This window comes from Paenibacillus turicensis (genome assembly GCF_017873435.1).
GTDB classification, from domain to species: domain Bacteria; phylum Bacillota; class Bacilli; order Paenibacillales; family Paenibacillaceae; genus Fontibacillus; species Fontibacillus turicensis.
This window is the reverse complement of sequence record NZ_JAGGKG010000008.1, coordinates 13821-36839: the sequence shown is the minus strand read 5'-3', so window position 1 is coordinate 36839 and position 23019 is coordinate 13821. Positions and strand designations below refer to the sequence as shown.

General features: G+C 40.2%; 19 protein-coding genes. 10 read left to right on the top strand and 9 right to left on the bottom strand.

Translation table 11 applies throughout. The annotated features are described in order from the left end of the window. Positions 1-16: 16 nt before the first annotated feature. From J2Z32_RS09750 to J2Z32_RS09740, 3 genes are all read right to left on the bottom strand, one after another. Positions 17-874: a M15 family metallopeptidase gene (locus J2Z32_RS09750; RefSeq protein WP_210088975.1), complete on the bottom strand. Its 858-nt coding sequence runs from the start codon at positions 872-874 to the stop codon at positions 17-19. A 107-nt stretch (positions 875-981) separates the two neighbouring features. Further along, complete coding sequence (locus J2Z32_RS09745) at positions 982-2100, bottom strand: HAMP domain-containing sensor histidine kinase (protein WP_210088974.1); 1119 nt, start codon at positions 2098-2100, stop codon at positions 982-984. Further along, a complete protein-coding gene (locus J2Z32_RS09740; RefSeq protein ID WP_210088973.1) occupies positions 2093-2791 on the bottom strand; it encodes a response regulator transcription factor in 699 nt (232 codons plus the stop codon). Before J2Z32_RS09740 ends, J2Z32_RS09745 begins: the two co-directional genes overlap by 8 nt. A 340-nt stretch (positions 2792-3131) precedes the next feature. Here J2Z32_RS09740 and J2Z32_RS09735 point away from each other — a divergent pair, with 340 nt between their 5' ends. The 7 genes from J2Z32_RS09735 (at position 3132) to J2Z32_RS09705 (ending at position 10848) form a co-directional block, all read left to right on the top strand. After that, entirely contained in the window at positions 3132-3530 is a 399-nt protein-coding gene (locus J2Z32_RS09735; RefSeq protein WP_210088972.1) for a RidA family protein, read from the top strand. Positions 3531-3589: 59 nt separating this feature from the next. Further along, entirely contained in the window at positions 3590-4279 is a 690-nt protein-coding gene (locus J2Z32_RS09730; protein ID WP_210089108.1) for a response regulator transcription factor, read from the top strand. Then, positions 4279-5769 carry a sensor histidine kinase gene (locus tag J2Z32_RS09725; protein ID WP_210088971.1) on the top strand — a complete coding sequence of 497 codons (1491 nt, stop codon included), beginning with the start codon at positions 4279-4281 and terminating at the stop codon, positions 5767-5769. The genes J2Z32_RS09730 and J2Z32_RS09725 overlap by 1 nt, the downstream gene beginning before the upstream one ends. A 214-nt stretch (positions 5770-5983) precedes the next feature. Beyond that, positions 5984-7153, top strand: coding sequence for a WD40 repeat domain-containing protein (locus J2Z32_RS09720; protein WP_210088970.1), 1170 nt, complete (start codon positions 5984-5986; stop codon positions 7151-7153). 64 nt (positions 7154-7217) lie between these two features. Then, positions 7218-7913, top strand: a complete 696-nt coding sequence (locus J2Z32_RS09715) for a stalk domain-containing protein (RefSeq protein WP_210088969.1) — start codon at positions 7218-7220, stop codon at positions 7911-7913. 194 nt (positions 7914-8107) lie between these two features. After that, complete coding sequence (locus tag J2Z32_RS09710) at positions 8108-8509, top strand: BlaI/MecI/CopY family transcriptional regulator (protein WP_245251358.1); 402 nt, start codon at positions 8108-8110, stop codon at positions 8507-8509. After that, positions 8506-10848 (top strand): M56 family metallopeptidase, encoded by a 2343-nt coding sequence (locus J2Z32_RS09705; protein WP_210088968.1) that lies wholly within the window; start codon positions 8506-8508, stop codon positions 10846-10848. The genes J2Z32_RS09710 and J2Z32_RS09705 overlap by 4 nt, the downstream gene beginning before the upstream one ends. A gap of 100 nt (positions 10849-10948) precedes the next feature. Here the strand turns inward: J2Z32_RS09705 and J2Z32_RS09700 are convergent, their stop codons facing one another. Beyond that, on the bottom strand, positions 10949-11728 hold the full coding sequence (locus tag J2Z32_RS09700) for an SMI1/KNR4 family protein (protein WP_245251357.1): 780 nt from the start codon (positions 11726-11728) through the stop codon (positions 10949-10951). A gap of 171 nt (positions 11729-11899) precedes the next feature. Between J2Z32_RS09700 and J2Z32_RS09695 the strand changes: the two genes are divergently transcribed. Then, positions 11900-13588, top strand: a complete 1689-nt coding sequence (locus J2Z32_RS09695; protein ID WP_210088967.1) for a methyl-accepting chemotaxis protein — start codon at positions 11900-11902, stop codon at positions 13586-13588. A 75-nt stretch (positions 13589-13663) separates the two neighbouring features. On the opposite strand, the gene J2Z32_RS09690 is transcribed toward J2Z32_RS09695, so the two are convergent. From J2Z32_RS09690 to J2Z32_RS09680, 3 genes are all read right to left on the bottom strand, one after another. Beyond that, positions 13664-16786: a glycoside hydrolase family 3 C-terminal domain-containing protein gene (locus tag J2Z32_RS09690; RefSeq protein ID WP_425342991.1), complete on the bottom strand. Its 3123-nt coding sequence runs from the start codon at positions 16784-16786 to the stop codon at positions 13664-13666. Positions 16787-16892: 106 nt separating this feature from the next. Next, positions 16893-17810 carry an HPr(Ser) kinase/phosphatase gene (gene hprK / locus J2Z32_RS09685; RefSeq protein ID WP_210088965.1) on the bottom strand — a complete coding sequence of 306 codons (918 nt, stop codon included), beginning with the start codon at positions 17808-17810 and terminating at the stop codon, positions 16893-16895. A gap of 122 nt (positions 17811-17932) precedes the next feature. Then, entirely contained in the window at positions 17933-18700 is a 768-nt protein-coding gene (locus J2Z32_RS09680; protein WP_210088964.1) for an AAC(3) family N-acetyltransferase, read from the bottom strand. Between the two features lie 161 nt (positions 18701-18861). On the opposite strand from J2Z32_RS09680, the gene J2Z32_RS09675 reads away from it, so the two are divergent. Continuing rightward, entirely contained in the window at positions 18862-20088 is a 1227-nt protein-coding gene (locus tag J2Z32_RS09675) for a glycosyltransferase family 2 protein (RefSeq protein WP_245251356.1), read from the top strand. Beyond that, positions 20085-21161, top strand: coding sequence for a glycosyltransferase family 4 protein (locus J2Z32_RS09670; protein ID WP_210088963.1), 1077 nt, complete (start codon positions 20085-20087; stop codon positions 21159-21161). Before J2Z32_RS09675 ends, J2Z32_RS09670 begins: the two co-directional genes overlap by 4 nt. 56 nt (positions 21162-21217) lie before the next feature. Here J2Z32_RS09670 and J2Z32_RS09665 read toward each other — a convergent pair whose 3' ends face one another. Both J2Z32_RS09665 and J2Z32_RS09660 read right to left on the bottom strand, forming a co-directional pair. Continuing rightward, complete coding sequence (locus J2Z32_RS09665) at positions 21218-21781, bottom strand: hypothetical protein (protein WP_210088962.1); 564 nt, start codon at positions 21779-21781, stop codon at positions 21218-21220. Between the two features lie 24 nt (positions 21782-21805). Next, positions 21806-22963, bottom strand: coding sequence for a phosphotransferase enzyme family protein (locus J2Z32_RS09660; protein ID WP_210088961.1), 1158 nt, complete (start codon positions 22961-22963; stop codon positions 21806-21808). Between the last annotated feature and the right edge of the window lie 56 nt (positions 22964-23019).

The following is a 23019-nucleotide window of genomic DNA, read 5'->3' as shown; positions in this document are numbered from 1 at the left end:
TACTCATAAGGTGCAGTTATCTATTCGTTACGATAATACCACCGATGTTATCTCCAGAAATGTCATACTCATTACCCACTTTAATGACAATACTTTTGTTGGAAGCAGAGTAATAGCTTACATTGTATTTGACTTGCCCCACTTCTACAGCAATATGTCCCTCTGATTTTAAATAATCTAAGTATTCCTCTAGCACCCAATCATTTTTATACATAATTGCACTATGTGGAAGTCCAACATAGCGAAAATGCCAAGGTTCATATAATATACCTGTTACCCCTGTTTTATTACTAGGATAACGCAAAATAAAGCCGTATTTCCACGCATTCTCCTGTAGCCATTTTCCTTCATCTGCCTCTTTCATTTCCTTTTGCGTTGATCCAATATCCAGAGAAAGTCCTAAATTATGCTCACTATAGCCTGCTGGCAATGCGTAATCTGCCCCATGCTCCTTATAAAGCTGTTCTTGCTTGTCCAAATCACGATACCCACTGCTGATAACAAAACGGTTCACGCCATCTTTAGCAGCATCCTTAATCATGGCTTTAAACTTTTTGGCGACGCTTTTGGATAAATACGTATTACGATCAAGCAATACAAACCCATCCACAAGATCATCCTGCGCTCCTAAATTTACAATATCCTTCTTAACTCCATCTTCATGCACAGCGTAATCTCTATTAACGAGTAATAAGTCGCCTTTATGTACCTCTTTACTCGGCACTACCTTAATGGTTTTTACCTTTTTCGTTTCAAATTGTCTTTCATCCGAATAGCTAATATCAAATTGACCTTGTTCAAACAAAATGATTGCCCCATTTACCCCTGCAACTAGCAGCAACAACACAATACTAAAAAATAAAAATTTTTTCAAAACAATCTTCCCCTTCCTATCCTAAAGAATAGAAAAGAGTGTTTAAATATATCGGAGATAAAAATAAAGTTTTTCTTAAATTTTGACGGAGCTTCATTTACTACTAGCTAATTAGCTATGCCTAGCGGTAAAATAACCTCAAAGCAGGTTGAAATTGCATCACTCGTTACAGCGATCGTCCCCCCATGCTGCTCTACGATATTTTTAGCAATAAATAACCCAAGTCCCGTTCCCCCACCTTGACTTGAACGCACCCGATCTCCCCGAAAATACATATCAAAAATATGAGGAATATCCTCTTGCTTTATTGAACTGCCGTAGTTGATGACTTGAATCGCAATAGAACGCTCATCCTTAAGCCTTCCATTAATATCAACATAGATGCCATCACTTCCATAACGACAGGCATTCGTTAGCAAATTTTCAAATACACGAGCCAATAGCTCCCCATCCCCCAGGGTCAACAGCTGAGGTGCAACCTCTAGCCTAGCAGTTAAATGATGCTTTTCGAGCACTGGATACAATTCCTCATGTAATTGATACAATAATTCACTTAAATTAACCTGCTCCTGTTTAATTGTTAGCTTCCCATAGTTCATTCTTGTAATTTCAAACAAGCCCTCAATCAGTCGTTCTAAGTGCTGTGACTTCGTATAAGCGATCGAAATAAAATGCTGAACCTGCTCCTCTGTCAACTTTTTATCCTTGATCACTAAATCCAAATACCCTAATACAGAGGTCAACGGCGTTCGTAAATCATGCGCCAAGTTCACTACAAGCTGGTCCTTACTGCTTTCTGCAAAGTCACCCCGTGACACCGCCTCTTCTAACCTCAGCCCTGCCAAATTAAGGTCCTCTGCAATAACTGCAAATTCATCCCCTGATTTAATATAAACCCGATGGTTAAAATCCCCATCAGCTAGTGCACGTATCCCCGTAGAAATTTGTTTGAAATAATCAGAGTAAGGCTTGGAAAACCAAAAGAAAAATAAAATAACAAGTGGAATAAAGATGATGAGGAAGCAATAGATATCGCCAATTTGAAACATAATACGGCGAACTTGAGCCAAAAAGTCCTCCCTACGAACATCTTTATAAAAAAACTGCAATAATCTATAGAGCCCATATGTAATTGTTCCAGAGCAAAGCATACTTAATCCGAGCAGCAGGATCATTTTAGAACGAAAGCCACGAAAAGATGCCCCACTACCTTGATATTTATCCATTGAAGGTGTACCCCACACCCCATACCGTCTTAATGAGCTTAGCTTGATGGATGTCCTCCCCTAGCTTTTTACGTAAAGTACGAATATGCACCATCACTGTATTGTTGCTCTCAAAATACGCCTCGCCCCAAACATGCTGAAAAATACTTTCGACGCTAAAAATTTGCTTTGGATGACCCGCCAATAAGGAGAGAATATCAAACTCCTTTGGAGTGAGTTCTATCTCCTCGCCATACAATGTAACTCTATGTTGATCATGAAAAATCATGAGCCCACTGATCTCGATCGTTGCCTTACTTTCCTTGGTATCTTGACTGAACATCGCTGCACGTCTGAGCTGAGAATTTACACGAGCTACTAATTCCATAGGATTAAAGGGCTTAATCATATAATCATCTGCCCCCATTACGAGCCCTGTAATTTTATCTAAGTCGGATGTTTTTGCACTTAAAAAAATGATTGGCAATACGTATTTCTTATCGCGAATTTGTCTTGTTACCTCATATCCATCTAGTTCAGGCATCATAATATCTAATACAGCTAAATCAATAGCTTGGGATTGAATAACCTGTAACGCAGCTTTACCATCATGCGCTTGGACCGTCTGGTACCCTTCCTTTTCCAAATGATACGCAACAAGGTTAGCGATTTCTACTTCATCATCTGCAATTAGAATCGTGATTGGCTTCACTTTGTTTTCACCTCAACAACCGAATTTTCAATAACAATATCTATCTCCATCCACACTTATGTTAAATATTTTATCATTAGTTCGGATAAATCAAACCACTTAAAGCTTAAGTTTCAAGGATTTTGACTCTAGCATCAATTTCGTCTACAATCTTTATTATTATCTTCGCATAAAATGCAGAAAGGAGTACAGTAACTATGAAAAAGAAGGTTCTAGCTTGTATTGGTTGTGGTTATGGGTACTCTACTGCGGTTTTTTTCTAAAATCAAAACTATAGGGTGGAGTCTGCCCAAAATCTAGTTTTTGATTATAAAAAGACGATAAAAGCGAGGAATTTAAAATGAATAAACCCCAAATTACAAGAAAAAACCCATCAAATATGAGTGCTCCTGTCGGAAACTATAGCCATATTACAAAAATCCCCAGAAATGCGGAGCTATTCGTAACTTCTGGACAGATTGGCGTAGACCCAGAGGGCCGTTTCCCCGAACAAATGAACGATCAAATTTATTATACATTTCAAAATATTCAAACCGTTTTACATTCCGAAGCACTTGATGCAACCAACATTATTAAAGTAAACATATGGGCAACACAAAAAATAGATTGGGATTATCTTTATGCTGAGTGGGAGAAGCTATTTGGAAATGACTATCCTGCGATGACGGTAGGGTACATTACTGAGCTTGGTTTGCCTGAAATTAAAATTGAAATCGAAGTATGGGCGGCGAAGGTCTAAATCGACAAATCCCTATCATTAATTATCCCTATAAATGAGGCGATCCCACGATGAGCAAAATGAGCAAAATACTTGTTGTAGACGATGAAAGTAGCATATCTACCGCCATTGCTTACGCCCTACGTAGGGAAGGTTATGAGGTAGATACCGCGGCAGATGGAGAGGAAGCTTTAAAAAAGGTTGCCCTTTTCCAGCCAGAGGTAATGGTGCTTGATGTGATGATGCCCCATTTAAATGGCTATGAAGTTTGTCGTAGACTGGAGGGCAAAAACCGTCCAGGTATCATTTTGCTCACCGTGAAGGATGATATTGTTGATAAAGTGCTTGGTTTAGAGCTAGGTGCAGACGATTATATGACCAAACCTTTTGATATGCGTGAGCTATTAGCTAGGGTGAAGGCATTGGTGCGCCGTGGTGGGCAGATTCGTGTCCAAGAAGTACCCAAAGATCAAGATGTCATTGAGCTCTCTGCACTTACCGCACAATTATATAGTCGAACGATTTCTTTGGAGGGTAAGTCCTTGGATTTAACGCCAAAGGAATTTGATCTCCTTGTCTTGTTGATGCGTAATCCTGAACGTGTATTTTCGCGTGAAATGCTATTAGAGCAAGTATGGAGCATAGATTTTGATGGTGGGACAAGAACCGTAGATATTCATATTCAGCGTTTACGTAAAAAACTTGGTGACTTTCATGGACTAATCGCAACCGTATACGGAATTGGCTATAAAAGCACGGAGAAAAGCTAATGCGTACCACATTCAAATTAGGACTTAAAGCTAAGCTTTCCCTCTTACTCGCCCTATTACTTGTCTTTATCGTAACTTGTTTAAGTGTACTAGTGCTTAATGGGATTAAGGACGATCAGAAGACGAGATTGGAGCAGTCGTTTTCCAGACAAGCGGCTGCTGCCAATCTGAAGGTGCGTGAAGAGTATCTAAGTCAGGATCAAGCTACACCAGCTCAGTTTATGGAGCAAAGTGGTCAACGGCTGGCGGTGGACTTAGGGGGACAAAGTGGGCTGGCAGTTACGATCTATGACGTAAATGGTCAGTTTGTGGGCACCTCTTTGCCCTTCCAACCTCAAGCGAATATAGCGGATGCGCTGGAAGCCACGGCTCAAGGCCATGCTGCTTATATTACGGAGGGAGATCAGCTATTGTATCTTGCTCCCTTGTATTATACAGAGGAACGGCTTGGCACTGTCCAATTTCATGCCTCCTTAGCAGAGCAAAATGCATTTTATAACCGAATTTATGATCTGTTTATTTTTGCAGGTGCAGGTGTGTTAGTGATCGGCTTTCTAATAGGCTATATTTATTTATGGCGTCAAATTAATGTCATCAAGCAGTTAAATCAAGATACGGTACAGATCGGGAAGGGGAATTATTTAGCTTCTCCATCCGTACAACGACAAGACGAGTTAGGTGAGCTGGCGCAAGGCATATTTAATATGAGCGGCAGTATCGCAAGTAATGTCAGTGAATTACATGAGGAAAGACAAAAGCTAATGGAAGCGATTGGGCAATTGACGGAGCTAGAGCAACAGCAAAAGCAATTTATCGGTAATATTAGTCATGAGCTGAAAACACCTTTAACCTCAATTATGGCATACGCTGACCTGTTAACGATGTACCGTGATGACCCTGCATTATTAGAGGATGCCAGTGGACGTATTCATGTAGAGGCACAACGATTATTTGCACTTGTGGAAAAGGCGCTCCAACTCTCTGCTATGGATATTTATGAGCTACAAACAAAGGTAGAAGTGATCTCAATTGTGCCACTTTTAGAGGAAACGGTAGCAAGACTGCAAGCCAAAGCAGAACAACGTAATATTAGACTAACTTCTTCCTTTGATGCTGGAGAAGTGTGGGCAGATGCCGATAATGTGCGCCATATTATGCTTAATTTATTAGATAATGCGATCAAATATAATCAAGAGGGTGGGCATGTACACCTACGCAACTATAGAGCGCAACACACCGATGGCACAACCTATATGGCAGTGGAGGTCAAGGATACAGGCATAGGTATCCCCCCAGACGCTGTAAAGCGGATTTTTGATCCCTTTTTTACAGTAAGTAAGGACCGCGCCAGAGCAACGGGAGGCACAGGGCTTGGATTAGCGATTGCGAGTAACCTTGCACAAAAGCAAGGCGGTAAAGTGACCTTGGAGCACACCACCCCTGAGGGTTCGTTATTTAGATTAGAGCTTCCATTGTATACAAGTGGTTGAGGCTCAAAATTAAAATTAGGTATTACAGAGGAGGTAAGCCGCTTCGTGTTAGGGAGTGGCTTCAACCGCTGTTAAATCCTGATTTTTTTTGAATATAATTTTAGATGATTGTTTACAAGTTAGATACAAGCTGGATATTCTCATGCAACATTGTCTTTCTATACTAAGAGCCATAGGGGAGCTAAACACGGTTAGAACGAAGGAGACCCTGAAAATGAAGCAAAGTAACTTTAGCTTAAGCCTTTATCGTAGGAAAAACAGATTTCTAGTAGCATTACTGTGCGTTTCCGTACTCACTGGCTTAACTGGCTGTAACATACACGCTGGCAAAGACTCAACGGGAAAGCGAAACACAGAAAAACGCGAGCTGACCATTGTAACCGACGATCAACCCACTAAGGCAAAGCAGGAAATTGCAGTGAATCGTATTCATCGTTTAGATGGCGCAAACATAGAGAAATGGCTATCTATGGATGAGGTGCAAATTATGGTCACCACGTTAAAAAGTAAAGCGACCCCAACCAAGGAGGCAACGTACAGTTATAACTGGTTTAAGGTGGATTTGAAAACAGGGGAACGTGAACCTATTCCAGCCTCAGAGGGACTACAAAACCAAACGGAGGGAACAGTTGCGAAGGCAAGCGAATCACCAGACGGAAAATATAGCTTCATTCAGACTTGGAGGGATAAATACACCGCAGCTAATGCAATCAAAAATCTCGCTACAGGTGAAATCACCCCCATTTCGGTAAGCAATTATTTAGAAATGGGTGGGTGGCTAAACGAAAATACCTACATCCTTGCCACAGGCGCTATGGAAAATAAGGGTGACATCTGGAAAATCTCAACTGATGGAACGAAGCAAAAAGTGAAGCTAGAGGATAACGAGGTAGAAAGCTTTAATGAATTTGCAGTAGGTGGAGGCTTTATTTATTACAAGGATAAAGAACAACGGTTAAAGCGATTCTCCCCTACAGTACCAAAACCAACCGTGCTTGCACCCAAAGTATATGAGTTCAGTCTATCACCAAATGCCAAGCAGATCGCGGCGAGTATAACTGAAAGGGGTAAAGCACAATCGGACCTGATATTATACGACACAAAAGGAAATGCACAGGGCTTATTTTTAGGCAAAGGTGACTTATTATCGTATTTCTCATGGTCGCCTGATTCAAGTAAGCTAGCGTTCGCAGCTTATAGTGAAAACAAAAGTGGAATGAACGGGGTTTATATTTTTGACTCAAATACTGGAAAAGTATCACCACTTGGACTCTCTTATTATCCAACCTATCCACTCAGCTGGAGTCCTGACGGAACAAAGCTTGGAATTACAGCAGACGATCCAAATAGCCTGACAGTTACACAAATAGTTGATTTTAAATAAGGACGATAAATTAGCAAGATAAACCAAAACTACAAGTCAATTTTTAAAAAAGGAGATTATCATCATGAAAAAAACATTATTAGCTACCCTTATCGTAGGTATGACTTTAACTGGCGCGGCTGGCGTTTATGCAGGAACGAAATTAGAAAAAATCAGTGCTTACCTAAATCATGAAATTGCATTTCAAGTAGACGGAGAAGCACGTAATGTAACAGATGGCAATGGCAAGCAATTAGCTCCTATTACGTATCAAAACACTACTTACGTCCCTCTACGTGCAGTCTCCCAAATGATTGGCGCTGACGTATCCTTTGATTCCGCTCGTCATACTGTAGTTATTGGGACTGGCAAAAAAGGAAACAGCGAAGTACACGCTTTAACCAAGGTGAATTACAGCGCAGCACAAATTAAAGAAATCAAAGCGGCTTATGCCCAGTTTGAATCATTTGAAACGCCTTATGCGCCTGAGCAAATGACTCAAAACGATAGCTATGTAAAGACGGCGGCTACAGGTGATGGGGTTAACCACATTTTCAAGCATATGATTGTCAATGTATCACCACGCGATTATTCTAATGGCTACGATGCCAAAGAAGTCACGCTCGCAAATGGTGTGAAAGCAAAATGGTATACGCCTTCGGATACTCCAATGCTGAGCTACCAGTTAGATGATCGAACAGTAACGATCAGCTCTCCTGACCACACGTTAAGCAAAGCACAAATTGAACAGGTTGCTGTACATGTAGCGAAGTTGAAATAATTTGAACTGCCTCTTCCTTGGCAAATTAACTTGTAGCTTGGCTGCTAGAAAGCGATGCGCTTTTTAGTAGCCGAGCTTTTTAGTATGTAGTAATTCTGTACAAAGTTACCATTGACAACTCTACGTTTACAAGTGTAATCTTTAACTATTATATCGTTTACACATGTAAACAAAATGTTGAAGAGGTGACTACGATGAGTGACATGAGTAACAATAGGGATAATAAGGACATTCCACATATTACTGAAGCGGAAAGTGAAGTTATGAAGCTACTATGGGAGAACTCTCCTTTAGCAGCTAATGAAATTATTACGAAGCTAACAGCTCAGATGGAGTGGTCAGATCAGACAATTAAAACATTTTTGAATCGACTACATAAAAAACAAGCCATCCAGTTTGAAAAAAAGGGGCGCACTTATTTGTATAGTCCATTAGTTTCCTATGATGAGTATTTAAACTCAGAAAATAAATCCTTTCTTAACCGAGTGTATAACGGCGCGGCAGGTATGTTGTGTGCGAAGTTTATTGAAGAGGAAACGTTGTCAGATCAAGACATTGATGAGCTTCAACAATTATTGGAGCGTAAACGGAAATGATGAGTTTTCTTGAATCAGCTTTTGCTACTGTACTTACTCATTCCTATGTCTCCATCATCATATTGATTGTCATCCTTATACTTCGTAAAGTTTTGCATCGTTATTTAAGCCCTGTGGCTATTTATGCTATGTGGTTTTTGTTGCTAGTCAAGCTGATAGTACCAATTGCACCTCAAAGTATGCTCAGTATGTTCAATTTATTACCTCAAACCGCACCTAACAATATAAATTGGCAGCAGACATATGAAGCAACTACGGTTAAGCCATTAGAAGACATAAAAAAGGAGGGAGAGGTTACCGTGACCTCCCTTCCCCAAACACAAAAAGATGGCGCCCAGCTAACAAACAGGCTTCAAAAGTCCCCATCTCAGTTTGAGTCTATAACTAGAATGCCTACTGCGAACAATTCAAACTCAGAATCAAATCAGCCATTACATGCACTATCGTTATTTTCCCTCATCTGGTTGAGTGGGGTCATACTTCTGAGTGCTTATTACTGCATAAGTAATTGGCGTTTTAGACACCTCATAATAAAAACACGTAGGTCTGGTGATACACGGCTAAATGATATTTTAGTTCAATCCAAACAACAGCTTGGAATTCACTCAAACATTACAATCTATGAGACTAGTTATGTGCGAAGCCCTTGTTTATATGGGGTATTCAAACCTAGCATCTATTTACCAGAAGATATTATAGCCATCGCCACTAACCATCAACTAGACCATATCGTAAAACATGAACTCATGCATTTTAAGCGTAAAGATTTATGGATCAACTTATTATGGACAATCTCATTATGTATTCATTGGTTTAATCCTATCGTGTGGTGGGCGGTTCATAAAATGCGACTAGATCAAGAAATCGCTTGCGATACAGGAGTGCTATCCCATTTAGATGGCCAAGAAGTGTCGGAATATGGATTAACATTACTTATGATGACCCGTTTATTTAAGTCAAGCTCTGTACCACAGGTTCATTTATCTTCATTTTATAATCGGAAATCGGATACGAAACGGAGGATTATCATGGTGGCTAACTTTAAAAAAGGCTCATATAAAATGACAGCTTTAGCTATTTTATTGCTATTTGTATTGGGTGCCGTACTACTAACTAATTCACCAAGTTCACAAAATAATAATGCATCAGGAAATGAACCTCAAGCAACGAATACATCAGCAGCGCTAGAAAAAAATATATTACTGAGCAGTTCATCATCATCTATGCCATATGCAAGAAACGCTGAATCATTTAAATGGTTTCATTCATTAGATCGAGCACTTCAATTTAAGGAGTTCGATTTTAAAGTTCCAGATTTTATTCCTAATGGTTATATGCTTGATAATATCTGGTCTACTAAATCATTTGTGCATCCAGAACGGGCAGATCAAACTGCCGCAGTAACGATATTTTACTCTAATAATAAGAAACAAGAACAATATCGCTCCTTTGAGGTTATAGCTGGCCTTGAGGTACAGTCATTAATTGATCAAAATATGCTATGGGGTGTTTCTAATCATTCAGTTACAGAGTCTGGACAAGCCTCCCTTACAATAGATAATATTACAGGTACTTTATATACAGAAGCACCACCTGAGGGACAAAAAAATAATACAAAAGCTATCCTTGGACATAGCTTCGTATGGGAAGATCAAGGTATAACTTATGTCATTAATTTTAAAAATACTAAGTCTAACACAGCCAAAACCAATCTTGATGGAGTAATATCTAGAGCTGACCTAGCTCAAATTGTTGCTTCTTTTGTAGAGCCGCTGCAAGTACAGCATGTCAATTATAGTGGAGAAGGTAACTCATTTCCGATTTATACTAAGGATGATTTAACTACAGTACAAAACATTCTTGGCTTTAAGCCAAAATTGCCAGTAGTCATTCAAGATACTGGGTTTGAAATACTTAATACACTTTTGCTTAGAAAGCATGATACCAATACAAATCTTACCTACAGCCGAACTGAAGATGCACTAGAGAGTAGCTACCGCATTAAATCATTTGCTAAAACAAAGGAATATGATCTGAACGATGACATTACACTTCTCCAAAGTAAAAAACCTTTACTTAATACTAATAAACTTTCCTACAAGAAGGGAATCACATTAAACGGATTAAATATTTTAGTATATACCGAAGAAGAACAATCTTATCTTAAAACACGAGGAGAATATACAGGAGATAATGGCAGAAAAACATTGCAGATTCCGACATACTATACGTGGAACCAAGACGATGTATATTATACTGTCGCATTTACTTTCTTTGAAAAGGATATTAATTATGACGAGCTATTAAGGGCACTTATTCTTTCACTTGAAAGTAACTAAGGCCATTAGTTTATTGTTTATTATCACTAATCTAGTTGTTGCCCCCACGCCCTTTTGAAGGGTGTGGGGATTTTTTAATCCAAGTCTCTTTTATACTAGACTACCCTTCTTCCCTAATAAACTCCTCCCAACCAATCTGCTCCATCCTATATTCAGCACTAATAGCTTTTAATTCTTTTTCCATCTGCATAGCTCTCTGCTCAATTCCTTTAAACACTAATAACGGTAGCTCTGCCAAATACGCTCTAGCCTCGGCAACATTGCAGTTTTTAAGCTTTTTTATAAATAAAAGCGTCTTAACTCGATCACTGCCCTCTCCCGTAAGCCATAACTTATAGTATTTATAATCCGCTAGCTCACTTGGATCAGACACCTCAATCTCCTTTGGCAACAAAGTACTATAAAGGAACTCTACTAAACTTTCATAAGCAATAGAAAAATCCCATTCTCCTTGCCCATGCAAGGCAGTATATACCACAGTGTCCTCCCTCGATAAATCCAAGCAATATGGATCACCTTCATCAGAAGCTATCACTAAGTAATGCGCAGGCCAATCTTCGATCACCTCTTGGGTTACAGGATTATAGTTATATCCGATTTGACCCTCTTGCAATTCAGATGCACCAAAAATATGTAACTGAATATATTCGTCCGTTGCCCAACCTACTCGCTGAGGAACATAATGCTGGAGGAAATACACATAAGGTTCAGGTAATGTCCAACGCTTAGTGACTTCCTCAATATCTGCTGGATTGGCCTCCGTTAAAAGCTCCATCGGATATTGGGCATAAAAATGAGGATTTTGCTGTAACTCCTGTTCAATCACCGCTTGCATTTTTTCAATAACATCATCTATTTGTTCAAATATAGTTCTATCCATCTACTTCTCCCTCCTATTTTTAGGTTGGTATGATTGCCTATTACCATTGTAATAAATTGGATCGTTGTTTGCTGCTAAAATTGATAAACTACGATCCTAGCTAAACCGATAATATCTATAAAATATAATACCCCATCTAATTTATTGCAGAAACTGGAGATGTGATTAGCCATGAAAAAGAGAAGCATCGGCACCAAGATAAGTCTTATAGTAATTAGCGTATTACTCATTTTTTCTGTGGCAATTGTCGCTGTTGTCATTCAGCAAATGGGACAAGGCATCAAAACATTTGCCAGTGAGAAGGCAAAAAGTGACCTCCGGCTTGTTAGTGAGCTCCTCAACTATAAATATCCTGGGGATTGGTCCATTCAAGATGGGAAGCTCTATAAGGGTTCAGTTCAAATGAATGATAATGAGGACATTGTAGATGAAATCGGAAAATTGACAGACGATATTGTCACATTTTTCCAAAATGATCAACGGATTTCAACCAACGTCATGGTAGAGGGTAAACGTGCGGTGGGAACAAAGGTTTCTCCCACTGTCGCTCAAATTGTGTTGGATCAGGGTGGGGAGTATTATGGTGAAGCAGATATTGTTGGTGAAAAATATCAAGCTGCCTATCTACCTATTAAAAATAAGGATGGAGAAACCATTGGTATTGCTTCTGTAGCAGCACCTCAACATTTAATTCAGGTTATTATTAGCTCCTTTATTCAATATTTTGCACCCCTGATGATTATCGCTATCGTAATCTCTGTTGTTGTAATTATTATATTTATCTCACTAATGAGTAAAAGAATTCGGAAAATCTCTAGTGCATTACAGCAAGCAGGTCAAGGTGATTTCACGACCTCAATCACAGATCCAATCCATGATGAAATTGGTGATCTGGTGAGCAGCTATAATCAAATGAAGGGCAATTTACAGCAGCTTATACAGCATGGAATGGAATCTGCGGATCAAGTGGCAGAGGCAACCGAAGCTATTTTACAAATTACAGAGCAATCTGAACAGCAATCAAAACAAATCGCGGCAATCATACAGGAAGTATCGAGTGGAGCAGAAATGCAAACAAAAAGTACAGCTGAAAATTTAATTGCGATGGAGGAAGTCACCATTGGTGTGCAACGTATCGCAGAAAATGCGGCTGACATTGCGGAATCTGCCCAATACTCCAAAGGTCAGGCTGAAACTGGGAAGGAGCTTGTCGCTAGTACTGTCGGGCAGATGAATCATATTCACCATAAAGTAATTGAAACAGACGAAGCCATTCAAATTCTAAACGAGAAATCTCAAGAAATCTCCCAAATCCTTAAAATGCTTCGCCAAATTTCTGTCCAGACTAATCTATTGGCACTAAACGCTTCCATTGAAGCAGCAAGGGCTGGCGAGCATGGTCTTGGTTTTGCGGTCGTCGCTTCTGAGGTTCAAAAGCTAGCTGCTCAGTCAGGTGAATTTTCAGATAAAATTGCGGAGGTCATCAGTCAAATGGAGGAAGGGATGTTGCGCTCAGTAGCTTCCATGGGGGAAATGGTACAGGAAGCAGAGGTTGGCATGCAAATTTCCAATCAAACACAAGACAGCTTCCAGCAAATTCTCCTTACTCACCATAATATTTCTACGCAAATTGAGGAGATGGCGGCAGCTTCAGAGGAAATGTCAGCAGGGCTACAGGAGATTACGGCATCCGTGACCAACATTACCGATATTGCGCGACAAACAAGCAAGGGTTCTCAGCACGTCGTCACTGCCAATGCCAATCAGCTCAGTGGGATTGAGCAAGCTGCACAAGCTGCAACGAATCTAGAACAAACTTCGCAGGCGCTTCAGCTTGCACTTGGCAAATTTAAGGTTTAGATAAAAAGAAACCTTCATCACTCTATTGATTACAGAGACTGAACCCATAGAATGATGAAGGTTTTTTCCAATGCATTAAGCTAAAAACTGAATCATACTTATCGCTGCACGTCCATTTATAACGATATAAACGTCCTGACTTCGATACTTCCCATTAGTCTCTACTATATCTTCTATATCTTCTATATCTATTACATAATCCTGCCATTGCTGAACACCAGTACCTGTAAACTCTAGTTTACCTACTAATATCCCATTCACACCTTGTAAGCGAAGCTCAACGGCTACCGCTTGTTCTTGCGCACTTGCAGCACGCAGTTTAAACTGCCTCACCCCATCGCCAAAATCAACATCCTTGAAGGCGAACCATCCCGCTTGCTCCTGCACCTCCACTGCACTTCGAACATTTAGAGTCTCAATGTCTTCCATAAATGCAATGTCTTTAGTATGCTGAGAACCCATACACTCTATAATTTGCACACCCTCATAGTCATCATAGTTGATTGCCTTAGTAGGTTGTTTCAAATTACGTGGCGGGATCACTTCGGTCATTGCACCTTCTAGATCACAAGTGACATGTAAGGGCAAGATCGCTGATGACGAACCAGCCATAAAGCTATAAGTACCTGATTCAATACAAAAACGCTCACGTGTAACATCCCAAATTGCGAGCTGGGATAATGGAACCTCAAACTCAATATCGATCGATTGACCTGCTACAAGATTTACACGACGAAAAGCAAGTAATTGCTTTAATGGGCGTTTAACTCTAGATTGCTCCATATGACTATATAGCTGCACAACCTCTTCCCCATCACAATTTCCCGTGTTCGTAAGGGTTACCGTGATGTTGAGAGTATCCAACTTTTGCCTATCAAGAGAAATGGAATCATAACTAAATTTCGTATAAGATAAGCCATGTCCAAATGGATACAACACTTCGCCTTTAAAATATTGATACGTTCGTTCGCCCTTAATAATATCGTAATCCATAAACGCTGGAAGCTGATCCACCGACTTATACCACGTCATATTGAGGCGCCCAGCAGGATTTACATCACCAAATAATACATCTGCAATCGCATTCCCTAGCTCCTGCCCCGCATGAGAGCTATAGAGCACCGCAGGCACATGCTCATCCACCCAATTTATCGCAAATGGATAACTTCCAATGACAACAACGATCGTATTTGGATTCACTGCCATCACTTCTTTAATAAGCTGCTCTTGTGCCGCTGGCAACGTAATATCAGGGCGATCCATCGTTTCCTTCCCATTGATTAATGGATGGTTACCTACAAATACAATCGCAACCTCTGCCTCACTTGCCGCCTCCTTAGCTTCTTCAAATTTATCTGTGATCTTTTCTAGCTCAAACACCTCTGCGGAAATTTCACCTTCTCCTCTGACAACAGATGCAGCACCTGCAACGTTAATTTCATTCGCTGTTTCCTCAGCGGCACCACTACCAACAACGACCTCGCCAGTACCACTACGAACAGTTACGGGGACATTATTCCAGGTAGAAAAGATAACCTTTTCGTCTATTTTTTCCTCTAATTTATTATCTATTTTTTCCACTACTTTGTTTTCTACCTTATTATTCTTAAGCTTTTCTTCTAACTGCTCTCCTTTCTGACTCTCTATCTTCTCTCCTTCACCACACACAAATTGTGCAAGAAATACTTCCTTCGTAAACCATTCCCATATGTAATCAGCAGACGCCTTAACACTGCGATCATCTGTCGTTACATACCGTCCATTTTGCTCGGCAATGAGGGTATGACTCCCCCAACCCCAATCAGTTAATTCAAATACTGCCGCTTCCTCACACTTTTGTCCATTTGCAATAAGCTGTGCTTGCCCATTAGACTGTATCTGTACGTATTGACCGTTACTTGTAGATTTGAGCTTAATTCGATCTGTTCCCGATGTAAAAATGACTTTATTATTTGTAATTAAATCATTAACACCCAGCCGTTGCAGAATACCCTCTAATGGCGTAACTGCATAAGGTAACTCCCCACTATACCAGTCACGATATACAATGTTGCCAAGGGGTCCAATGACAGCCACCTTTTTTAGCATTTCTGAGGACAAAGGTAGCATATTATTTTCATTTTTTAACAATACAATCGCCTTGCCAGTAGCTTCGCGTGAAAGCTTGGCATGGTCAGGATGCATAATGATGGATTCATCTATACTTGCGTACGGATTATCAGAGGCTGGATCAAATTCACCTAGGCGGAAGCGAACCCGAAAAGTGTTGCGTAGCGCTTCATCTAGGTCACTCTCCGTTAATAAACCTTCCGCAAGAGCCTCACGTAACGATAACTTCATCAGCTCGCCATCATCGGTAAGGCTATCAATTCCACCTTCACGGACTGACCGAGCAACGGCTTCCTTATAGGATGTCAAATAACCATGATCACGTACCGTTCCTGAGACATCATAGGCATCACTAACGACAAAGCCATCCATGCCCCACTCTTGCTTCACAATTCCCTTTACATCAGGGCTTAGGTTAGCAGGAATGCCATTAATCGCATTGTACGCCGTCATCATCGACTGAGCGCCACCCTCTTTAAACGGGATTTCAAACGCTTTCAAATAATATTCTCGTAAATTACGGGGATCAATGCTGACCGAAGCATCCCCACGTCCAATTTCATTATTGTTAGCAATAAAGTGCTTTAATGTCGCAACCGCTTTCAAATATTTCGGGTGGTCTCCCTGAATACCTTGTACTAATGCGGAAGCTAATTTGCCAGTCAATACAGGGTCTTCGCCGTAGGCTTCTTCTGTACGCCCCCAACGAGGGTCACGCTCCATATCGACAGTGGGCGCCCACAAGGTAAGCCCATTCGCCTCAGGATTACGCTTATAAAAACCCCGTGCCTCATCACCAATTGCACTGCCAACCCGTTGCATCAGCTCGGTATCCCATGTACATCCAAGCCCAATCGGCTGTGGATACCCTGTCGCTTCACCCAACCATGCTACGCCATGTGCCGCCTCAGTACCATGTTTGTACGCTTTTACGCCAAGCCGTTCCACTGCGATTTGATATTGTAACATCAGCCCCACTTTTTCCTCAAGTGTAAAACGGGACACTAGATCAGTTACCCTGTCTTCAAGTGGCAGAGCAGGATTTTGAAATGGATATGCATTTCTATTTGTATTTGTATCTGAACTCACAATATGTAACCTCCTTTGGGTAGATGCCCTCATGGCGTATTTTAAAATAGATCACTAGTTCATGCTACCCGAAAAATTAGAGGCAATTTCACCTATGAATTAAACCCTATGAATTAAACTCACTGTTAATCCGCTCCATAAACTCCTCAGCAGCGCTATAGCCAAGCTGTTTTAAATACCAGTTATTTGCCGCAGCTTCAATTAAGCCTGCCACATCACGACCTGGCTGGAGCTGGACTTCAATATGTGGAATTTTCACACCTAAATATTCTCTAAATTGAGGTTCAACCTCAAGCTCATTATTTAAAGCATCCTCACGCCATGGCGCAAGCTCGATATCAAGCACGATTCGTGTCTCATCCTGAAAGGCTCGACGTCCATATTGACGCACCACATTAATCAAGCCAATACTGCGTAACGCCAAAAACTCACGTGTAGTCTCATTATGTGAGCCAAGGAGCGTGGTAGGCCCTAGCTTTTTCAGCACGACAATATCATCTGCAACAAAGCGGTGCCCCCGCCTTATGAGTGTATGTGCAGTCTCACTTTTCCCAATGCCTGATTTCCCTCGTAGCAAGATACCGATCCCAGATACGTTTACACAGACACCATGAATCGATATTTCCGGGGCAAGTGCCTTAACTAAGTAACTGTCTAATTTAGCAATAAACTCCGTTGTTGTTTCGTTGGTACGTAAAAGAGGAATACCCTCCTCATTGCAAAATAAGGTCAAAAAAGGGATCTCTTGTTGTCCAGACGTTACAATAAAGCAAGGTGGGCGATATTTCACTATGTTGCCGATATGGTGTTTGCGTTCCTCAACGGTTAACGAGAGCAAATAATTAATTTCTTTACGTCCTAACACCTGTACGCGGTTCGTTGGAAAAAAGTCAAAATACCCAACAAACTCTAGCCCTGGGCGATGTGTACGCGGACGGTCAATTTCCCGTTCTAAACAATGATCTCCTGATAGCACCTCTAAGTGAAATTTATCAATTATTTTTTGGACTGTAATCGTCTTCATGTTGTTTTCCCTCCCTTTTCTTATTATATGATAGCATGAGGATCAACACACGTAATCATGATGTTCATTCTCCGCATGTTCGCTATAAGTAAGCTTGTTATACGTTTATTCGTTATACGAGTTTATTCTCCTTGTTCAAGCGGAAGATTGTCTGAAAATAAATCTGGATTTTCTCCTAACATCTCCGTAATAATCGTAGCTATCGCTTCAGCATCACACACCCGTACCTCTGCATCTCCAAGCTTACCGATGTACATCGCTCCCTTGTCAATCAGCACATCCTCGACCTTCCAAAAATGCTCCGACCAAGAAAGTCCACAATGTCTGCGTGAAGGCACTTCAATTTCTGTCCCATCTGGTAAAACAGTGATGAGCTGCTCATGCCCATCCGTCATTCTTCCTTGGATATCTACCCATTCCTCGACGCCATGGATAAAAGTATTCCGCTTCAAATCCACACCAATCAACAAAATGGTGGCTTTGCGGTCGAGTAACTTCCCCCACGATGAGCCCCGCGCACAAGGAGTATCAAATTTATGATCGTCCTTCGTAAAATCTGCGGCGTCTTTTCCTAATGCCGCCACAGAGTGAGTTGGATGCCAAGAACGAATAACACCGGGACGTTTGCGAAACAGCTCTGGCAAAATGCCAATACAAGATGGTGAATCTGTTACCGAAAATTTAGGATTATCAGCTTTAATATAAGACCATGTATGCGTAGGCAAGACCAGAAGTCCATCCTTCATATACTTCGTGAAAACATCTAAAACCGTATCCGCACCACCCTCTACTTCACCTAAGCTTTTCATAGAGGAATGAATGAGAAGTGTACCTGTAGGGTCAATCCCTAATTGTTGAAATTGTTGAAATAAACTATCTTTTGTATGCATAACATAGCTCCCTTTCTAATCTGTACATTGATATAAAAAGACTATAGTGCCAATGCTACCATGGTTACTAAATTTGTCAAAGTGAGTAAAAGGTATATGCACAGGCAGCAAGATAAATGACGAATACACTATAATTAATACTCTTAATGGAAGTGGTGAATATGGTGGTCGATTTAGGAATCGTTATGCCTGTCTATAAACAAAAACCTGAATTTCTGGAGGCGGCGCTACAATCCGTACTTAACCAAACCTTTCAACAATTCAAATTTATGATTGTCATTGATGGGGCACCTGAAATGGAGCCACTGATTCGGAGCATTATAAGGGACGATCACCGAGTAAATATTATTAGTTATGAAAAGAATCAAGGTGTACCTCATGCACTGAATACAGGATTTGCACCATTATATCAGGATAAAGGCATTAAATTTTTGACTTGGGTCTCTAGTGATAACGTGTATAGACCATTATTTTTAGAAATTTTATATAGGGCACTAAAAAATGGCCCTGATGAGCTGGGCATTGTATATAGTTCATTTCAGCCCATAGACAACCATAATCAGCCTCTTTATGACGAGCATGCTCTTGCCGCTTTACGTAACTTTCAAGGTAAGCCCAAGGAAGCTTTACTTGACTCCTCAACCATTGGTGTATCCTTCATGTATAAAGCAAAGTATGCAAAAATGGTCGTTGGTGGATACAGCCTAGCTCCCATCGAAGATTATGATTATTGGCTTAAACTTACTGATTTTTGTGAGATTAAATATATTCCGATCGAGCTCATGGATTATCGGGTAAATTCAACCTTTAGCGTTTCTTCACAGCTTAAATCTGTCGATGCGCATCGAAAATGGCGGCATGCTTTCCACCTTACAAGACATAATACCAGAGTGCGTAGAGGAATTGCTCCAGAAATCACCTTTTTATTTTTACTTTCTGAGGCAACCACTGAAGCAGTAACCCGTATTGAAGATCTGTATGAACAAGTATTCAGTAATTATATATGCCAAGTTATTGACCTGTCTGAAAACTATCAGGTGACTACGACTCTACAGCAAATTCCCCACCCTTGTACGATGTTTGAGTGGCTTCCCACCTGGGACAAAACCACTGCCACCGTATACACAGCTAAAAAAGTAACTACCCCTTACACCATGCTGCTTGACCTGAACCCTTTTGATGATGTTATGAATACACAAGTATTGTATGACGAGCTTAGACGTGCAGACGGAAGTATTTGGTCTACCTACTACAATGAAGACAACCGTACAGTTGGATACCGAAATGAAAACAATCTATCTCCAATGCAAACAAATGAATTATTTCGCACATCTAAATTGATATATTTCCTAGAGGAAAAAATAATGAAACTAGGTGAAAAGCTATGAAGCTCTTATTTATTTTCTTTAATCCTAGCGGAGGAATGGAAACATTAAATCGAATACGGAGTAAAGCATTAACAGAGCATGGCGTTGAAACACACCTCTTATATAAGTTTGATGGCCAAGGCAAGCATAACATTAGAAACATTAAAACCTTCATTACCAATGACCACCAAGCGATGATGGAAATCATCCACCGTGAAAACTACGATGGCATTGTTGTGTGCTCAGATATGTGGCTGCTCACCGAGATTAGAAATTGGGGCTATAGAGGTCTGCTCATTTTCGAGCTACAAGGTCTTGGTTCTCATGAGGAAAACTTATTAATGACTCCAGCTACAATACAGGAAATTCATAACACCGTTAACGCCATTATGTACCCGAAAGATGAGCGATTAAGATCACTCATGAAATTAAATTATGGCAACATCCACCAATACAGCTTCGATGATCCTTTGGATTGGGACAATTTTAGTTATACTTCATATCCCAAGAGACCTTATCCCATTATAGGGTGGGTGGGACGTCTCCAAAAGAATAAAAATGTGCGTGACTTTTTAATGCTGGGAAAAGACTTGCTTCCGCTATATCCTGAATTATACTTATGGTTATTTGATGATAACACCATGGCGGATCCAAATGAGCTTGAACAATACAATCACATTTTAGATACCCATCCCACATTAAAAAATCGTGTCATTCGTTATTCGAATACACCTCATGAATTGATGGCAGATTATTTAAGTATAATTGGAGACTCAGGTGGCTTTCTATTATCATCTTCGACTCATGAAGGTTTTGGTTATGCCGTTGCGGAAGCGATGATTTGCCGTTGCCCCGTTTTATCGACAGATTCAGGTGGGGTAAGGAGATTTATTTTCCATAATAAAACGGGGAAATTTTATGATCATAACTCTAAAATAACGATGAAAAAAGAAGCCATCTCCCTTTTAGCAGATATAAATTTACGAAAACGAATGATTACCTTTGCCGAACAACACATTAAAAAACATTTCTCCAAGGCGTTATACGCACAAAGGTTTATTCAAATGTTGAAGGAGCTACAAAAAGGGCGTTAATTTTTTGGCACCGCGCGCTAGAAACTGCGTGCGGTGCTTTGCTGTATGAGTAGATTCTAAGTGGATGGCTGGTTACAAAATGAAAATATAAGCTTATCTCCGTCATGCGTTAAAGCATTTTGTTTAATAAAGCTTCCCTTTGTATGCTGAGCTACTGTCTTTTCCCAAAATTTTTGTCCAATCCTATTTTTAGGCGAAGGGTTAGTGTATAATGCCCATTTCCCATTAAACTGCTCAAAAAGATAGGTTGCTGCAATTTGTGCCACTCCTGTTCCTCTAAAGGGTTGTAGCAGAAAAAAATCACTCATAAAATAGTCAACCTCCTGAGAACAATAAGGAGAAGTAGCGATAAGAGCAAACCCAGCGGGAATGTGATCAGCTTGGATTAGATAAGGAAAAAGAACACCTGGCTTATCCCACCATATATTTTGTTCATCATACTGGTCGTGAAGTGTTTTAAATCGGTCACTAATTTCAAAAATCCCATGTTGATTTGGGGTATGATCTGCTACCAAGCCATAATGTCCAGATAGATCATGCAAATATAAAGGGTACATATTTTTAATAATATGACAATTCGTTTTATCAGTTAACGTGACTTGGACCGTTGTCGCCACCATTTCAAGCCCTCCTTTAAAAAAGTGCTAACTCTTTTCCTCTATTTGAACAGGTGGAATACTCTGATACAAAAATGATTTTCCCTCCAAAAAACTGTTGATATAAGCTAAAGCATAGGGCTGTTGATCCAACATACCTTGAATTTCATTGGGGTTCGAGCAGTGGTGAGCACCATTTTCGATGATATGCATAACAAAAAAGCATTCTATATGTGAAACATAGTTCGCGGGTAGGCTACAGCCTTTCTCATATCCCTCTATATAAACCTTTCGTTGCTCAGGTGACAGCCCTAACATTACACCAGCGACATCATATAAATAGTAACCATACCCACACCTTGCAAAGTCAATTAGATAAGGCTGATCTCCGTGAACAATATAGTTTCCAAGATGGACATCACCATGAATAAGTCCAAAGGAGTCCGAATTGGAGTGTAGATTCATATTTTCTAATTGTTCTAAACACGATATAATTTTTTCCCCTACTGTTTGGTATTGTGACCATTCGCCTACAGTTAAAAAATGCTTATAGTATTGTCCTAACTTTTCCATTGCTTGTCTAAAGCTAATAATTCCCCATGTAGGTCTTGCTAATAGCGTATCGGCTTCAACCACAACCTCAATCTTTTTCATTGCCTCATGCACAGTGGCTAACCATTCCCCCATTTTAAAAATAAGACGATCACTTTGCTCCTGCGGTAGAGGTTCACCTTCAACCCAATACATCATTGTGACCAAAGGGCTCCAGCCTTCATCCGTATGAAGATGTGTAGCCAAATGCCCTTCTTCATTCCTTAATCCTTGGGGCACAACCAGATGAGCAGGATTATTTAACTCACCTAGAACACGTAAAATATGAAGCTCTGCTTCTATTTCTTCTTCCTTCGTTGACTCTAAATGAAATCGCAATAAATAAGCTTGTCCTGCCAACGTCTGGACTTTGTATGTAATCGTCTCTGAAAATTGAATAAACTGTACAAGTGCACCATCTAGTTTATATTTTTGCAAAACCTTTACTATTAACTTATCAGCAAGCTTTATAAGCTGCTCCCGCTTTGTAAGGGTATCCATATTCTCAAAGCCATCTACCACTGTAATTCCTCCATTCACTCTCATTACATTTAGTATAGAAAGGGCAGGATGGAAGTGATATACCCAAAATGAGTTAACTTCTTTTTTATCCAAAAAAAACATAATAAAAGCCTACAAAAAACCAACTGGGGGCTAAAACACCCCTTTGA

Bases quoted from the DNA above. Each gene is read 5' to 3' on its own strand.
- J2Z32_RS09735 (WP_210088972.1), top strand. From the start codon at position 3,132: ATGAATAAACCCCAAATTACAAGAAAAAACCCATCAAATATGAGTGCT.
- J2Z32_RS09710 (WP_245251358.1), top strand. From the start codon at position 8,108: ATGAGTGACATGAGTAACAATAGGGATAATAAGGACATTCCACATATT.
- J2Z32_RS09720 (WP_210088970.1), top strand. From the start codon at position 5,984: ATGAAGCAAAGTAACTTTAGCTTAAGCCTTTATCGTAGGAAAAACAGA.
- J2Z32_RS09695 (WP_210088967.1), top strand. From the start codon at position 11,900: ATGAAAAAGAGAAGCATCGGCACCAAGATAAGTCTTATAGTAATTAGC.
- J2Z32_RS09725 (WP_210088971.1), top strand. From the start codon at position 4,279: ATGCGTACCACATTCAAATTAGGACTTAAAGCTAAGCTTTCCCTCTTA.
- J2Z32_RS09730 (WP_210089108.1), top strand. From the start codon at position 3,590: ATGAGCAAAATACTTGTTGTAGACGATGAAAGTAGCATATCTACCGCC.
- J2Z32_RS09715 (WP_210088969.1), top strand. From the start codon at position 7,218: ATGAAAAAAACATTATTAGCTACCCTTATCGTAGGTATGACTTTAACT.
- J2Z32_RS09680 (WP_210088964.1), bottom strand. From the start codon at position 18,700: ATGCATACAAAAGATAGTTTATTTCAACAATTTCAACAATTAGGGATT.
- J2Z32_RS09705 (WP_210088968.1), top strand. From the start codon at position 8,506: ATGATGAGTTTTCTTGAATCAGCTTTTGCTACTGTACTTACTCATTCC.
- J2Z32_RS09670 (WP_210088963.1), top strand. From the start codon at position 20,085: ATGAAGCTCTTATTTATTTTCTTTAATCCTAGCGGAGGAATGGAAACA.
- J2Z32_RS09745 (WP_210088974.1), bottom strand. From the start codon at position 2,100: ATGGATAAATATCAAGGTAGTGGGGCATCTTTTCGTGGCTTTCGTTCT.
- J2Z32_RS09675 (WP_245251356.1), top strand. From the start codon at position 18,862: ATGGTGGTCGATTTAGGAATCGTTATGCCTGTCTATAAACAAAAACCT.
- J2Z32_RS09700 (WP_245251357.1), bottom strand. From the start codon at position 11,728: ATGGATAGAACTATATTTGAACAAATAGATGATGTTATTGAAAAAATG.
- hprK (WP_210088965.1), bottom strand. From the start codon at position 17,810: ATGAAGACGATTACAGTCCAAAAAATAATTGATAAATTTCACTTAGAG.
- J2Z32_RS09665 (WP_210088962.1), bottom strand. From the start codon at position 21,781: ATGGTGGCGACAACGGTCCAAGTCACGTTAACTGATAAAACGAATTGT.